This is a genomic window from Mesorhizobium sp. M8A.F.Ca.ET.021.01.1.1 (assembly GCF_003998025.1).
Lineage (GTDB): Bacteria > Pseudomonadota > Alphaproteobacteria > Rhizobiales > Rhizobiaceae > Mesorhizobium.
In genome coordinates, this window is record NZ_RZSJ01000093.1 from 1 (window position 1) to 14,186 (window position 14,186).

The 14,186-nt window shown below is 62.9% G+C and carries 13 protein-coding genes; 4 read left to right on the forward strand and 9 right to left on the reverse strand.

Annotated features, from left to right (window positions below; genetic code table 11):
• Window positions 1-1,996, reverse strand: a 1,996-nt coding sequence (locus EOA36_RS10440) for a transglycosylase domain-containing protein (RefSeq protein ID WP_145969143.1), incomplete at its 3' end; no start/stop codon positions are given.
• A gap of 207 nt (window positions 1,997-2,203) precedes the next feature.
• A complete protein-coding gene (locus EOA36_RS10445; protein WP_135926978.1) occupies window positions 2,204-2,452 on the reverse strand; it encodes a hypothetical protein in 249 nt (82 codons plus the stop codon).
• Window positions 2,453-2,504: 52 nt separating this feature from the next.
• Here EOA36_RS10445 and EOA36_RS10450 point away from each other — a divergent pair, with 52 nt between their 5' ends.
• Window positions 2,505-3,044 (forward strand): inorganic diphosphatase, encoded by a 540-nt coding sequence (locus EOA36_RS10450; RefSeq protein WP_127277477.1) that lies wholly within the window; start codon window positions 2,505-2,507, stop codon window positions 3,042-3,044.
• 42 nt (window positions 3,045-3,086) lie between these two features.
• On the opposite strand, the gene EOA36_RS10455 is transcribed toward EOA36_RS10450, so the two are convergent.
• The 6 genes from EOA36_RS10455 to EOA36_RS10480 form a co-directional block, all read right to left on the reverse strand.
• The gene (locus EOA36_RS10455) at window positions 3,087-4,094 is read right to left on the reverse strand and encodes a hypothetical protein (RefSeq protein WP_127277479.1); all 1,008 of its coding nucleotides are present in this window, start codon (window positions 4,092-4,094) and stop codon (window positions 3,087-3,089) included.
• 238 nt (window positions 4,095-4,332) lie between these two features.
• Entirely contained in the window at window positions 4,333-4,479 is a 147-nt protein-coding gene (locus tag EOA36_RS10460; RefSeq protein WP_127277481.1) for a hypothetical protein, read from the reverse strand.
• A gap of 25 nt (window positions 4,480-4,504) precedes the next feature.
• Entirely contained in the window at window positions 4,505-4,759 is a 255-nt protein-coding gene (locus EOA36_RS10465; RefSeq protein WP_127277483.1) for a GlsB/YeaQ/YmgE family stress response membrane protein, read from the reverse strand.
• A 110-nt stretch (window positions 4,760-4,869) separates the two neighbouring features.
• Window positions 4,870-5,073 (reverse strand): hypothetical protein, encoded by a 204-nt coding sequence (locus EOA36_RS10470; protein WP_127277485.1) that lies wholly within the window; start codon window positions 5,071-5,073, stop codon window positions 4,870-4,872.
• Between the two features lie 12 nt (window positions 5,074-5,085).
• Window positions 5,086-5,706, reverse strand: coding sequence for a ribonuclease D (locus EOA36_RS10475; RefSeq protein WP_127277487.1), 621 nt, complete (start codon window positions 5,704-5,706; stop codon window positions 5,086-5,088).
• 150 nt (window positions 5,707-5,856) lie between these two features.
• Window positions 5,857-7,248, reverse strand: coding sequence for a M20/M25/M40 family metallo-hydrolase (locus EOA36_RS10480; protein ID WP_189522174.1), 1,392 nt, complete (start codon window positions 7,246-7,248; stop codon window positions 5,857-5,859).
• Window positions 7,249-7,680: 432 nt separating this feature from the next.
• Between EOA36_RS10480 and polA the strand changes: the two genes are divergently transcribed.
• Together polA and EOA36_RS10490 are read left to right on the forward strand one after the other, a co-directional pair.
• Window positions 7,681-10,635 (forward strand): DNA polymerase I, encoded by a 2,955-nt coding sequence (gene polA, locus EOA36_RS10485; RefSeq protein ID WP_167531309.1) that lies wholly within the window; start codon window positions 7,681-7,683, stop codon window positions 10,633-10,635.
• A 1-nt stretch (window position 10,636) separates the two neighbouring features.
• Entirely contained in the window at window positions 10,637-11,185 is a 549-nt protein-coding gene (locus tag EOA36_RS10490; protein WP_127277492.1) for a hypothetical protein, read from the forward strand.
• A gap of 17 nt (window positions 11,186-11,202) precedes the next feature.
• Here the strand turns inward: EOA36_RS10490 and EOA36_RS10495 are convergent, their stop codons facing one another.
• Window positions 11,203-11,607 carry a Fur family transcriptional regulator gene (locus EOA36_RS10495; protein ID WP_127277494.1) on the reverse strand — a complete coding sequence of 135 codons (405 nt, stop codon included), beginning with the start codon at window positions 11,605-11,607 and terminating at the stop codon, window positions 11,203-11,205.
• Window positions 11,608-11,851: 244 nt separating this feature from the next.
• Here EOA36_RS10495 and EOA36_RS10500 point away from each other — a divergent pair, with 244 nt between their 5' ends.
• Window positions 11,852-14,053, forward strand: coding sequence for a caspase family protein (locus tag EOA36_RS10500; RefSeq protein ID WP_245464313.1), 2,202 nt, complete (start codon window positions 11,852-11,854; stop codon window positions 14,051-14,053).
• Window positions 14,054-14,186 lie beyond the last annotated feature (133 nt).

Sequence of the window (14,186 nt, forward strand, 5' to 3'; positions counted from 1 at the left end):
CAATGGTATCCGGCGGCGTCGACTTCCAGGTGCCGGGCAGCGGCCGCACCGGCACGCCCTCATGCGCCGCGACCATGAATTCGTGCCAGGCCTGCGCCGGCAGCGCGCCGCCGGTGACCTTCTTCATCGCCGTGCCGTCATCATTGCCGAACCACACGCCGGTGGTGAGATTGGCGGTGTAGCCGACGAACCAGGCGTCGCGCGAATTCTGGCTGGTGCCGGTCTTGCCGGCCGACGGCCAGGCGAAGGCCGCCTTCTTGGCGGTGCCGACCTCGACCGTACCGGTCATCATCGAGTTCATCATGCCGACGATCTCGGGCTTGATCACACGCGGCGCGCTGCCGCCGGCGCTGTCATAGAGCACCTTGCCGTCGGCTGTCGTCACGCGGCGGATGAAGTGGATGTCGGGCTTGTAGCCGCCATTGGCGAAGGGCACATAGGCCGAGGTCAGCTCCAGCGGCGTCACTTCCGAGGTGCCAAGCGCGATCGAGGTGTTGGCCAGCAGATCGGACTGGATGCCCATGCGGTGCGCGGCTTCCACCACCGCGTTCGGCCCGACCTCCATGGTCAGCTGCGCGGCAACCGAGTTCAGCGACTTGGCCAGCGCCGTCGCCAAGGTGACTTTGCCAAAGTACTTGCCGCCGTAATTGTCGGGCGTCCAGTTGCCGATCTTGATCGGCGCGTCGTTGCGCACGCTGTCGGGCGTACGGCCTGCCTCGAGCGCCGCCATGTAGACGAATGGCTTGAACGCCGAGCCAGGCTGCCGGCGCGCCTCGGAGGCGCGGTCGAACTGGCTGGTCGAATAGTCATAGCCGCCGACCATGGCGCGTACCGCGCCGGAATCGTCGATCGATACCAGCGCGCCCTGGGTGACGTTGAGCTTCTTGCCGCTGTCGTCGATCAGCCGGCGGATCGACTGTTCGGCAAGCTTCTGCAGGTTCAGGTCGACGGTGGAGTCGATGACGATATCGCCGCGCACGTCGCCGATCAGGTCGGGCAGTTCTTCCATGATGGTGTCGGCGACATAGTTTTCCGAGCCGGTCCAGTAGGACGGCGAGCGCGTCGCCGGCGCGCTCAGCGCCGTCTTCAGCTCCTTCTCGCTGATCTTGCCCTCCTCGCGCATGGCGGCGAGCACCAGTTGCGAGCGCTCCTCGGCGGCCTTGGGATCGCGCGCCGGCGACAGCCGCGAGGGCGCCTTCAGGAGGCCCGCCAAGAGTGCGGCTTCCGACAGGGTGACGTCGCGCGCGCTCTTGCCGAAATAACGCCGCGAGGCCGCCTCGACACCATAGGCGCCGGAGCCGAAATAGACCCGGTTGAGGTACATTTCGAGGATCTGGTCCTTGGTGTGCTTATGCTCCAACCACAGCGCCAGCAGCACTTCCTGCACCTTGCGTTCCAGCGTGCGGTCGGGCTTCAGGAACAGGTTCTTGGCCAATTGCTGCGTCAGCGTCGAACCACCTTGCGAGAAGTGCCCGCCGGCGAGATTGGTGACCATGGCGCGCGACAGGCCGATCGGATCGACGCCGAAATGCGAATAGAAACGGCGGTCCTCGATGGCGATCACCGCCTCGGGAATATAGGGCGACATTTCATGCAGGCCGACCGCTTCGCCACCACTCATGCCACGATTGGCCAGCAATTGCCCGTCGGCAGAGACGATCTTGATGTTGGGCGCGCGGTCCGGGATCGACCAGGTCGTGGCCGCGGGCATCTTGGCGCCGTAGTAGACAACGACGCCCGCGACTGCGATGCCGCCCCATATGGCGAGCACGAAGCACCAGTAGACCAGCCGGCCGAGCACGCCGAACAGGCCACGCCCGCTTCCACCGCGCCTCCCCCGGGCCGATTTCCCCTTCGATGATTTGCGTTTGGCGGAGGCTTTGCGGTTGCTCGGCACGACGCGGTCCTCCTCGCTCACCGAAAGACCCGTCTGGGATTTCGCCCGTGGCGGTCCCTCGAAGCTGGGCTCGATGCGGCTGTCTCTGCGGTTCGCCATGCGCTGCGCTGATGTCCCCGGTGCCAATGGCGCTCGGGTTGAAGAGTAGATGCGGCGATTTAAGGGCGGGTTAAGCAGGCCTTCGGCCAAGCCTTTGAATTTCGTTAGGAATTTGTTAATCCTGTTGCCGCCGGTCTTGGTGTCCGGATGACAGCCGGCTTATGCGATGCGAAGCCTCTGCTGGACCTCTTGGCCGCAACGCGCGCCTTATTTGCCTTCCCTACGTTTTTCGATCTCATAGGTCAGCCATCGGCAGAACATGCCGGCAATCGAAGCCGCCGCGCCGACAAGCAGACATGTGGTCAGCAGCGGGCTTTTGGAAGCGCTCGACCAACTGACGATGGCCAGCAGCACAACGCTCAGGGTTGAGATCAGATAGCCCACGCCCTTGAGCAAGTGCAAAGAAGCTTTTGTCATGCCCTGAAATCTCCTCGGCCTGCTCTTGGGAACATTCATTGCGCCTTGGAGTTCCATCCCGGATCAACCCGGAACGCGACAGAGGCGCCTCATGCCCGACTACCTCAAGCTGCCGACGACGACGAAGGGCCTTGTCAGGGTCGTCATCGAAACCCCGCGCGGTGCCGCGGCCAAGGTAGCCTATGAGCCGGCTATCCAGGTATTCGGCTATGTCCGCCCTTTACCAGTCGGAATGACCTATCCCTACGATTGGGGTTTCATTCCCTCCACATTGGGGGACGATGGCGATCCCCTGGATGGGCTAGTCATCCATCAGGCCGCCACGGGTCCCGGCACCGTCATCAAATGCAACCTCTTGGGTGCGCTGCGGGTCAAGCAGAAGGATCACGGCGGCGAGGCCCTGCGCAACGACCGTTACGTCTTCTGTCCTCACAAGGAGGACGCTGAGGACGAGCCCGTGGCCGCCGACCGCGTGCCCGAGCATCTCAGGCGCGAGATCGAACAGTTCTTTCTGTCGTCGGTGCTTGGCACCGGCAAAACCATCAAGTTCAAAGGCTGGCAGGACGCCGGTGAAGCGCGCAGGGCAATCAAGAAGGGCATGAAGGCCTTTGCCGCCAGGCTACGCAAGTAAGCATGGCCATTTTCTGGTGCGTTGTTCCGATCGATCAGGCGCTTAACGGCGCGCCACGCCCGGCTCGATCCCCGACCTTGTTGTTCCGACAATCGACGCCAGCGGATAGAAGGCCAGCGCCTGCTCCTCGCAAGTGACCGCAATGACACTGTTCGAGCGGTCGATGTCTAGACCCTTCGGGCCACCTTCCTCGACACTGGCCCTGCCCCGCAGAAAGGTCTCCTCGTCGAGCACGGTCACCGAGGCCGCGGGTGCTCGCTGGCCCCTCCAATCGCCGTCGCCGCCATAGACATGCACCATACGGCTGCCCGCGTCGGCGACGAGGATGTGCCGATCATCCGCTGTAAAGCGCACGCCGTGCGGATAGCCGGCGTGCTGCAGGACGCCGGCGGGTTCGCTGTCAGGCCCAAGCGAGGAGGACATGCGGTAGAGTTTTACATCCTGGGTGCCGTGGCTGCTGACGGCGATCCAGCCTCCGTCATGGCTGAGCGCAATGCCGTCGGGTATGTCGAGACCACGTTCGAGCAGCCGCTGGTTGCTCGTCGTGCGATAGCCGAGCCACCGGTTGACCACATGCTGGGTGACCAGATGCGTATAGTTGTTGCAGACCAGCAGGCTGACGCGGCCGCGCGACTCCGGCCTGACGGCAATCGAGCCCGGCGAATTCAGTTTGCAAGGCCGCCGGCCCTTTACCCGCCGAATGGCCGATATCTCGCGACTCTGGCCGGCTGGTTGCTCTCGAGGCAGGTTGAATATGGCGACCAGTCCATCGCGGTTGCCAATCGCCAGGGTGCGGTCATCGATGAAATCCAGGCCATGGATTTCGCCCATGTCGCCTGATGTCAGCTCCATGAAACCATGGATCGTGACATCGGGACCATCCGATCCGGCCTCGACGTCGATGCGCAGGACCAGCAGGCGCTTGCGCGCATAGCCGGCGATTGCCAGCAATCGATTGTCCGGTGAAAAGCGCAGGTCCTCCGTACGTCCGATCGCCGAAAGCGCCGCCCTCACCGCCGCGCTGGCCTTGAAAGCGATCCCCGGGATCATTTGCGACCCGCCCAGCGGATCGAACGCTGGAAGGGATCGAGAACCGTCCAACTGCTCGCTGTCCATTGACGACTGTCTGCCCCGCTTTGATGTCGCCGACTAAGCCCGATCGCGCGCTCGACGGTCAAGCGCAATGCAGGGGTTCCAGGCCATAACGGTTGGATATCCGCCGCCTTTGCGCTGACGCTGGTGCCCGATCCGCCATATGGTTGATGTCGCCGCCCAATCGGCGGCAGGCTCAGTTCTGCTGGATCGAAATGCCCTTGTCGTCGATCTTGAGTTCGACGCCTTTCGGCCTGGTCTGCTCGCGGTAGACGTAGACGCCCAGCGCGACGACCACGACGATGAGCGCGCCAATGATGAGATAGAGTGTGTTCTGCTTCATGGCGCGCCCTTTGTCGTGCCGAGCCTCATGCTCGTTTCAGGACCTTGACCAGAACCAGAAGGATGATGGCGCCGATCGTGGCGTGGATGATGGAGGCGATGATGCCGCCGCCGATCGAGAAGCCGATCCGTGGGAACAGCCAGCCGGCGATGAACGCGCCGACGATGCCAATGATGATGTTGCCGATCAGGCCGAAGCCGAAACCCGAAACGATGAGACCGGCGAGCCAGCCGGCGATGGCACCAATGATGATGAAGACGAGAAGGCTTTCGACACCCATAGCGGTTTCCTCCGAGCAAGAGGGCGAGCGCGGAGCGGAAGGCTCCGAATCGGCCTCGATATCAACGGCTTCAGGCTATGCGAAAGCACCCGGCCTAGCCAGCGGCGCGCTCACTGGTCGTCGTCGTCGCCGGCAGTGGGCCGCCAGCTGGTCGGCTCGACCTTCTTCTGGGTGTAGCTGTCGGTGTAGACCCACCAGCCGCCGTCGCGGTATTGCGCTATGGATTCATTGAGGACGCCGTCGCTGTCCTTCCAGGTGACGGTGACCTTGGAGCCGTCGGTCGGCGCGGTCGATATCGGCTTTCTGTCAGCCATCTCATCCCTTTTTCAGCTGTGGGCGAAGATATCCTCTTCGGCCCAGCCCATCAGGTCAAGCTTGGACCGGGTCGGCAGAAAGCGGAAACAGGCGTCCGCCTCCTTCGTGCGCCCCTCGCGCGCCAGCCGTCCGGCCAGCACGTCGCGCAACCGATGCAGATAGAGGACGTCCGAGGCGGCGTATTCGAGTTGCTCGGGCGACAGCGTTTCGGCCGCCCAATCCGACGATTGCTGCGCCTTGGACAAGCCTACGCCGAGAAGCTCGAAGCAGATGTCCTTCAGCCCGTGCCGGTCGGTGTAGGTGCGCGTCAGCCGCGAGGCGATCTTGGTGCAGAAAACCGGCTCGGGCATTACGCCAAACGCATTGTAGAGCACGGCGAGATCGAAGCGACCGTAGTGGAACAGCTTGGTGATGGTGCGGTTTCTCAACAGGCTGACAAGGTTCGGCGCCTTCTTCTGGCCCGGCGCGATCTGGATGACATCGGCGCTGCCGTCGCCAGGCGAAATCTGCACCACGCAGAGCCGATCGCGGTGCGGGTTGAGGCCGAGCGTTTCCGTATCGATGGCCACCGCCGCGACATTGTAGTGGGAGAGGTCAGGCAGATCGTTTTTATGGAAGCGGATATCGCTCATCGTCTTCTCCGGGTCGCGGCCTTCGGCGTCGCGCCTCCATCGAAGAAGCGCACACGCGCTCCAACACATTGCGCTGTCGACCCGTCCTCGCCGTGATCGGCGGAAAAATCAACAGAAAGTTGATTTTTCCGCTGTCCAGGGTTGTCCGCCTTACCGTGTCAGAGCATCCAGAATGCGCGCCCATGAGCGCTGCCCCTTGTGGAAGGAGCTGAGCTCGTATTTCTCGTTGGGCGAATGGATGCGGTCGTCATCGAGGCCGAAGCCGACCAGCAGCGATTCCATGCCGAGATAGGTCTGGAAGTCGCCCACCACCGGAATGGAGCCGCCGCTGCCGGTCGTCACCGCGGGCTTTGGCCATTCGTCCGAGAGCGCGATCTTGGCCTTGGCCAGGAAAGGCGAGTCATAGGAAAGCTGGATTGCCGGTGAACCGCCATGGGCGTGGAATTCGACCGAACAATCGGCCGGGATACGCTCCTCGACGAATTTCTGGAAAGCCGCGCGGATCTTCTTTGGATCCTGCTTGTGAACGAGGCGGAACGAAACCTTGGCCGAGGCTTCCGCCGCGATGACAGTCTTGAACCCCTTGCCGGTATAGCCGCCGATGATGCCGTTGAACTCGGCGGTCGGCCGTGCCCAGGTCAGTTCCAGCACCGAGCGACCTTTTTCGCCCGACGGGATCGACAGGCCGACAGGTCCGAGGAATGTCTCGGCCGTCTCGCCCAGTGTCTCCCATGATTTCAGCACCTGCGAGGGCGTTTCCTCGACACCGTCATAAAAACCCGGAATGGTGATATGACCGTCCTTGTCGTGGATGTCGGCCAACACCTTGGCCAGGATGCGGATCGGGTTGGCTGCAGCCCCGCCATAGAGGCCCGAATGCAGGTCGCGGTCGGCGGCCTTCACCGTGATCTCCTCGCCGACCAGACCGCGCAGCCCGACGCAGATCGACGGCGTGTCTCGGTCCCACATGCTGGTATCGCAGACCAGCGCGAAGTCGGCCTTGAGTTCCTCGGCATTGGCCTCGAGGAACGGCTTCAGCGAGGGCGACCCGGATTCCTCCTCGCCTTCGAACAGGATGGTGACGCGGCACGGCAGACTGCCGTGCACCTGTTTCCACGCACGGCAGGCTTCGACGAAGGTCATCAGCTGGCCCTTGTCGTCGGCCGAGCCGCGCCCGGTGATGACCTTGTGACCAGGTCCGATCTCCTTGATCGCGGGGGCGAAGGGGTCGTTTTCCCACAGTTCGATCGGGTCGACCGGCTGCACGTCATAATGGCCGTAGAACAGCACATGCGGCGCGCCCGCCGGCCCGTCATGATGCGCAACCACCATCGGGTGTCCAGGCGTGTCGCGCACGCTGGCGTCGAAGCCGATCAGCTTGAGTTCCGCCACCAGCCATTCCGCCGCCTTGCGGCAGTCGGCGGCATAGGCTGGATCGGTGGAGATCGACTTGATCCCGAGCAGGCCGAAGAGCCGTTCCAGGCTTTGATCGAGATTCTTGTCGAGGCGGTCGAGGACAGGGGAAACTGCGGACATGTGCATAGCCTTTCGATTCAGTGCCGGAACCGTAAAGGCAGAGCGGCGAAACGAAAAGCCCGGGACAATTGGACCACGGCCCGCGCCGGCGGCCGCGGGCAAGAAAAGACCGCCGTGGTGGAGGGGGAACCACGGCGGTCTTGTACTCGAAACGATGCGGCAGCCCGGAGAGGGGGGATAGGCTGCCGCAGTTGTCCGGTATAGGCGGGGGACGGGCCTTGCTCCGGACTTCGGCGAAAACTGCCGATGACGTGTATTTGGGTCTCTGAACATGGCGATTCAAGGGCGTTAACGTTACACTTTTGTAACGTACCCGTGAGCGGCCCTGTATAACCCCGATCTGTCAGGGTTCCCGATCTGTCAGGGTGTTGACGGAACCTATGTCTGGCGATGTCTTTGGCATGGACCAAGCCATCGCGCCGCGCTATCCCTGCCGGCATGAAAAAAGGCGATCATCTCTTCCTCATTGACGGCTCTGGCTACATCTTCCGGGCCTATCACGCACTGCCGCCGCTGACCCGCAAGTCCGACGGCCTGCCGGTCGGTGCCGTTTCCGGCTTCTGCAACATGCTGTGGAAGCTGATGCAGGATGCCCGCAACACCGATGTGGGCATTGTGCCGACGCATTTCGCAGTCATCTTCGATTATTCCTCGAAAACCTTCCGCAACGACCTCTATCCCGAATACAAGGCCAACCGTTCGGCGCCGCCCGAGGATCTGATCCCGCAATTCGGCCTGATCCGCCAGGCAACCAGGGCGTTCAACCTGCCTTGCGTCGAGATGGAAGGCTTCGAGGCCGACGATCTTATCGCCACCTATTGCCGGCTGGCCTGCGAGGCCGGCGGCGACACCACCATCATCTCCTCCGACAAGGACCTGATGCAACTGGTTGGCGACACGGTGGGCATGTACGACCCGATGAAGGATCGCCAGATCGGCATCCCCGAAGTCATCGAGAAATGGGGGGTGCCACCCGAAAAGATGATCGACATGCAGGCGCTGACCGGCGACTCCGTCGACAATGTGCCTGGCGTGCCCGGCATCGGGCCAAAGACCGCGGCGCAACTGCTCGAGCAGTTCGGCGATCTCGATGGATTGCTCGCCCGAGCCGGCGAGATCAAGCAGGAGAAAAGGCGGGAATCGATCATCGCCAACGCTGACAAGGCACGCATCTCGCGCCAGTTGGTGACGCTGAAGAACGACGTGCCGGTGGCCGAGGGACTGGACGATTTCGTGCTGCATGCTCCCGACGGGCCGAAGCTGATCGGCTTCCTCAAGACCATGGAATTCACCTCGCTGACCCGCCGCGTGGCGGAAGCGACCGGCACCGAGGCCGGCGACGTCCAGGCCGTCGCGGTGACCGTCGAACGCGCCGACAACGCACATGGCCCCGACGTCGGGGCCGGAACGCCGCCCGTCGCCCGAAACGGGGCGGCCACCGAGCCGGGCCAGGCCGCTGAAGCCGAGACGGAGACGCCAAAAAAAGGTGACACCCCTTCCCTCCTGGCCGCATTGCGGCTGGAGGGCGCGGCGACCGCCAAGATCGATACTTCGGCCTATCAGTGCATCCGCGATATCGCGACGCTGAAAGCCTGGGTCGCCGAGGCGCGGGAGGCCGGTATCGCGGCCTTCGACGTCAGGGCCACCTCGACCGATCCGATGCAGGCCTCACTGATCGGCATGGCAATGGCCACGGCGCCCGGCCGCGCCGCCTACATCCCCTTCGCCCACAAGAGCGGCAATGGCGACCTGCTCGGCGGCGGCATGCTCGAAAACCAGATCCCGCTTCGCGAGGCGCTGGCGGTGCTCAAACCACTGCTTGAGGACGGATCGGTCCTCAAGATCGCACAGAACCTGAAATATGACCTGGTCATCATGAGCCGCTACGGCGTCGATGTCGCACCCTTCGACGACACCATGCTGATCTCCTACGTGCTCGACGCCGGCACCCCCCATGGCCACGGCATGGATGCCCTTGCCGACAAATGGCTTGGCCATACCCCCCTTCAACTCAAGGACGTGACCGGTTCCGGCAAGAGCTCTGTCGGTTTCGACCAGGTCGACATCGACAGGGCGACCGCTCACGCCGCCGAGGATGCCGACGTGACGTTGCGGCTGTGGCTGGTGCTGAAGCCGCGGCTTGCCGCCAAGGGACTGGTCTCGGTCTATGAACGCCTGGAGCGGCCGCTGGTGCCGGTGCTGGCGCGCATGGAACAGCGCGGTATCTCGGTCGACCGGCAGATCCTGTCCCGGCTGTCGGGGGAACTGGCGCAAGGTGCGGCCCGGCTGGAAGAGGAAATCTACCAGCTCATCGGCGAGCGCATCAACATCGGCTCGCCCAAGCAGCTCGGCGACATCCTGTTCGGCCGCATGGGGCTGCCCGGCGGCTCCAAGACCAAGACCGGCCAGTGGTCGACCTCGGCGCAGCTGCTCGAAGATCTCGCCGCCGAAGGTCACGAACTGCCGCGCAAGATCGTCGACTGGCGCCAGCTGACCAAGCTGAAATCGACCTACACCGATGCGCTGCCCGGCTTCGTCAATCCTGACACCAAGCGCGTCCACACCTCCTACGCGCTTGCCGCAACGACGACCGGCCGTCTGTCGTCCTCCGACCCGAACCTGCAGAACATTCCGGTGCGCACGGCTGAAGGGCGCAAGATCAGGACCGCCTTCATCACCGACAAGAGCCACCGGCTGGTTTCAGCCGACTACAGCCAGATCGAACTGCGCGTGCTCGCCCACGTCGCCGAAATCCCGCAATTGCGCCAGGCCTTTGCGGATGGCGCGGACATCCATGCCATCACCGCGTCTGAAATGTTCAACGTGCCCGTGGAGGGCATGCCATCGGAAGTGCGCCGCCGCGCCAAGGCGATCAATTTCGGCATTATCTACGGCATCTCGGCCTTTGGCCTCGCCAACCAGCTGTCGATCCCGCGCGAGGAGGCGAGCGCCTATATCAAGAAATATTTCGAGCGCTTCCCCGGCATCCGCGACTATATCGAGGAGACCAAGGCCTATGCCCGCGAGCACGGCTTTGTCGAAACGATCTTCGGCCGCCGCATCCACTATCCCGACATCAGGTCGTCGAACCCGTCACTGCGCGCCTTCAACGAGCGCGCCTCCATCAATGCCCGCCTGCAGGGCACCGCCGCCGACATCATCCGCCGCGCCATGATCCGCATGGAGGAAGCCTTGGACAAGGCCAAGCTGTCCGCCCGCATGCTCCTGCAGGTGCATGACGAACTGATCTTCGAGACGGTCGAGGCGGAAGTCGAGGCGACGATCCCGGTCGTGCGCCACGTCATGGAAAACGCCGCGATGCCCGCGGTCTCGATGTCGGTGCCGCTGCATGTCGACGCCCGTGCCGCCAACAACTGGGACGAGGCGCATTGAGGTGGACATATACCTCACCTATCGCGGCCAAATCCCCTCGAAAGCAAGCAGTCTTGATGCGGTCTGGAACATGCGAAAGAGCTTTCACCGGCAATTGGAGACACTATGGGGCAAAGAGCCATTTGCGGTTCTGAAAAGATGGGAAGATTCAAATTTCGCAGCACAGGCACCAAATTTTTTACGCTCGATCGGTGACCAGGTATTCGTCCCATTTTATGGGGAGGCGGTCGGCGTAGGTGTAAGATTGGAGATCAAACTACTGACAGGCTTGCCCCAGCAGGCAGTCATAAGCAGCGGCGATTTGGACAATCGGGTAAAGCGAATAATCGACGCATTACGCGCACCCACTCAAAAAGGTGAGATTGTAGCGAACCTGGAACCAAATTCGCGATGGTACTGCGTTATGGATGATGACAGCTCTGTAAAAGAAGTAACTGCGTCGCTGGCACCATACTTGGACTCCAACGACCCGAGCGAATCTTTCGTGTTCGTTAGAGTGAGAACCTCTCCGACTGCCGTCACATTTGCAAACGTAGCTATGCTGTTTTAGCAAGTATACGCGGCGCTCTAGGCGGCCTCAGCGCGGCATTTCGCGCACGTCCCGCGAAATTCGATCACCGCCTTCCTGGCGGCGAAGCCGGTCGAGTTGACCCATTCGTTCAGCCGGTGGTCGACGTCGTGGTCCGACATCTCCGTCACCTGCCCGCAGCTGTCGCAAATGGCGAAGGCGGTCATCGAGTGGCTGTGGTCGTGCGGCTCGGCGCAGGCGACGAAGGAGTTGATGCTCTCCAGCCGATGCACGAAGCCTGACTTCACCAGCGTGTCGAGCGCCCGATAGACCTGCAGCGGCGCCCGAAAACCGCGCTCGCGCAGCTGATCAAGCAAGGTGTAGGCGCTGAGCGGCCCGCTGGCGGTCTCGAGTTTCTCGAGCACGCACAACTGGTTTTTCGTCAGCACATCCCTTGCCGCCATGGTTCTGTTCCAGCCTGCCCTGCGCCATCCCAAGGCTGTTTGCTCACGCAAACGGCCTGATCCCATTCAGATAGCGACGAACCGCCTTCTTTGCTACTCTTCTGTTGCTGTCCCGAGCCGATCGATGACATGCCGACACATTGGTGATGGCAGGCTTGATGACGGAGCGACATTCAAAATACTGCCAAAATCCTCGACGAGGATGGTCTCGCTTGGGAAATTCGATCGGGCTTGGGGAAGCGACATGATCAAATTGACACGCCGGAGGCTGCTTGTCGGCACGTCCGCGCTGGTGGCTGCCGGCACGGTTTCGTTCCGGGCTTTGGCCGCGTCGCGCACCTACCATGCGCTGCTCGTCGCCTGCACCGAATATCCGGCCTTGCCGCAGAGAAACTGGCTGATCGGGCCGAAGAACGATGCCGGCCTGGTGCACGAATACCTTCTGAAGAACGTCCCCGATCCGGTGCGCTTCGCGCCGGAAAACGTCACGCTGTTGGCCAAGGACGTGCCCGGCGCCAAGGGTTTGCCGACCCATGCCGCGATCAAGACGGCACTGGCCGATCTCGCCGCCAAGGTTCGGCGCGACGACTTCGTCTACCTGCATCTGTCCGGCCACGGCGCCCAGCAGCCCGAGAGGGTCAAGGGCGACGAGACCGACGGACTCGACGAAATTTTCCTGCCCGTCGACATCGAGAAGTGGATCAACAGGGATGCCGGCGTTCCGAACGCGCTGGTCGACAACGAGATCGGCGATGCGCTCGATGCCATCCGCGACAAGGGCGCCTTCGTCTGGGCGGTGTTCGACTGCTGCCATTCCGGCACCGCCACCCGCGCCGTCGATGTCGATGACGAGCTGGAACGCAAGGTCGAGTTCGCCGACCTGGTCGGTGGCGACGAGGCGGCCAGGGCGGCAGCCGTCAAGGCGTATGACAACACCGTTGCAAGCGCATCGCGCGGCCTCGACGAGAATGGCCAGCGCAAACCGGCCTTCAACCTGACGCCGACTGGCGGCGAGCCAATCACCAAGGGCAAACTGGTCGCCTTCTATGCCGCGCAGACAGTCGAGACGACACCGGAGATGCCGCTGCCCAAGGGCACGGCCGACGCGCCACGCTTCGGCCTCTTCACGTTCACCATCCTGTCGAAGCTCGCCGAAAATCCCAATGTCACCTATCGCCAGCTTGGCCAGGCCGTGCTGCAGCAATATTCGGCCGACAGCCGTACCCGGCCGACGCCGCTGTTCGAAGGCGAACTCGACGCGCGCGTCTTCGGCACCGACAAGACGGATGCGGTCATGCAATGGCCCATTATCGTCAAGGACGGCGAGGCGACGATCGGCGCCGGCCTGCTGCATCGCCTCACGCCGGGCAGCAAGCTCGCCATCCTGCCGTCGGCGCTGTCGTCGCTATCCGACGCCGTCGGCTATCTCGAAGTGGAATCGGCCAAGAACCTGGAGAGCCGGGTCAAGCCGGTCGATTTCGACAAGAAGCCCGCACTCAAGGTTGCCGATATCCCCGCCAATGCGTATGCCCGGGTGGCGGAGATCGCCGTCGACTACATGCTCGCCGTTGCACGGCCGGCCGCGACCAAGGGATTGGAGACGGAAACGGCACTCGTCAATTCGGTTCTCGACGAACTTGCAGCGGCCAAGGAGACCGGCTTCAACATCGAACTGGTCGATCCGGGCAAGAGCGCCGAACTTCGCTTCGCGGTGATGCGCGAGAATGCCATTGCCGGCGCCGACGGGAACGCGACCGACAAGCCGGCCCTGTGGTTCCTGCCGGCTTCGGGCGACGTGACCTTGAAGGATGGCGGTAGGCCGCCGCTGATCATCATCCACCCCGACGACCGCCAGAAGCTTGTCGATGCGACGGTAAGGAATTTGCGCACCATCTTCCGGGCCACCGGTCTTTCCAGGCTGGCGGCCGCCTCCGACTACAAGCCAGAGGACGTCGACGTGCAATTCCAGGTCAAGCGTCGTGACAAGGACGGGCTGGAGCCGTTGCAGGCCTCGGTGGTGCCACGCGTCTCGCCCGGCGACGAGGTGCATGTGCTGGCGAAGAACAGGTCGGACCAGCTGGTCGACATCAATGTGCTCTATGTCGGCAGCGATTATTCGATCACTCACATCGTTGCCGAGCGCCTCGCCCCGCAGGCTACCGTCGAGGAAGGGTTGCTCGCCTTCACCGACACCAGCTTCGGCATGGAGCGGATGATCGCGGTGCTGACCGAGGCGCCGCCGGAAAGCGAAAAGGAGGATCTGAGCTTTCTGGCGCAGGACGGTGTCGCGTCGATGACGCGCGGGATAGGCTCCGCCAGCTTCTCCGACATGCTTGCCGATATCGGCGTGGCGCCGTCGACCCGATCGGTGATGCGGCTTGCCGACAAGAGCGGCCCGAGGGGAGCGGTGATGATCTTCCCGATGGAGACGGTGCCGCGCGCCTGAGAATCCAGGCGGGGGTGTTCATGGCCAGGCCTTGCACTGCCGGCACGATGGGGTGAAAACTTTTAGCCGCAGCGTCGGGAGATGACACGGCCGGCGCAATGGATGGGGTGGTTCGTGAGCTATAGCCTATTTT

What these genes read in the sequence shown, in the direction of transcription:
- EOA36_RS10500 (WP_245464313.1), top strand. Translation starts at nt 11,852, where the DNA reads ATGATCAAATTGACACGCCGGAGGCTGCTTGTCGGCACGTCCGCGCTG.
- EOA36_RS10445 (WP_135926978.1), bottom strand. Translation starts at nt 2,452, where the DNA reads ATGAATGTTCCCAAGAGCAGGCCGAGGAGATTTCAGGGCATGACAAAA.
- EOA36_RS10450 (WP_127277477.1), top strand. Translation starts at nt 2,505, where the DNA reads ATGCCCGACTACCTCAAGCTGCCGACGACGACGAAGGGCCTTGTCAGG.
- EOA36_RS10480 (WP_189522174.1), bottom strand. Translation starts at nt 7,248, where the DNA reads ATGCACATGTCCGCAGTTTCCCCTGTCCTCGACCGCCTCGACAAGAAT.
- EOA36_RS10475 (WP_127277487.1), bottom strand. Translation starts at nt 5,706, where the DNA reads ATGAGCGATATCCGCTTCCATAAAAACGATCTGCCTGACCTCTCCCAC.
- EOA36_RS10465 (WP_127277483.1), bottom strand. Translation starts at nt 4,759, where the DNA reads ATGGGTGTCGAAAGCCTTCTCGTCTTCATCATCATTGGTGCCATCGCC.
- EOA36_RS10470 (WP_127277485.1), bottom strand. Translation starts at nt 5,073, where the DNA reads ATGGCTGACAGAAAGCCGATATCGACCGCGCCGACCGACGGCTCCAAG.
- EOA36_RS10455 (WP_127277479.1), bottom strand. Translation starts at nt 4,094, where the DNA reads ATGATCCCGGGGATCGCTTTCAAGGCCAGCGCGGCGGTGAGGGCGGCG.
- EOA36_RS10495 (WP_127277494.1), bottom strand. Translation starts at nt 11,607, where the DNA reads ATGGCGGCAAGGGATGTGCTGACGAAAAACCAGTTGTGCGTGCTCGAG.
- EOA36_RS10460 (WP_127277481.1), bottom strand. Translation starts at nt 4,479, where the DNA reads ATGAAGCAGAACACACTCTATCTCATCATTGGCGCGCTCATCGTCGTG.
- polA (WP_167531309.1), top strand. Translation starts at nt 7,681, where the DNA reads ATGAAAAAAGGCGATCATCTCTTCCTCATTGACGGCTCTGGCTACATC.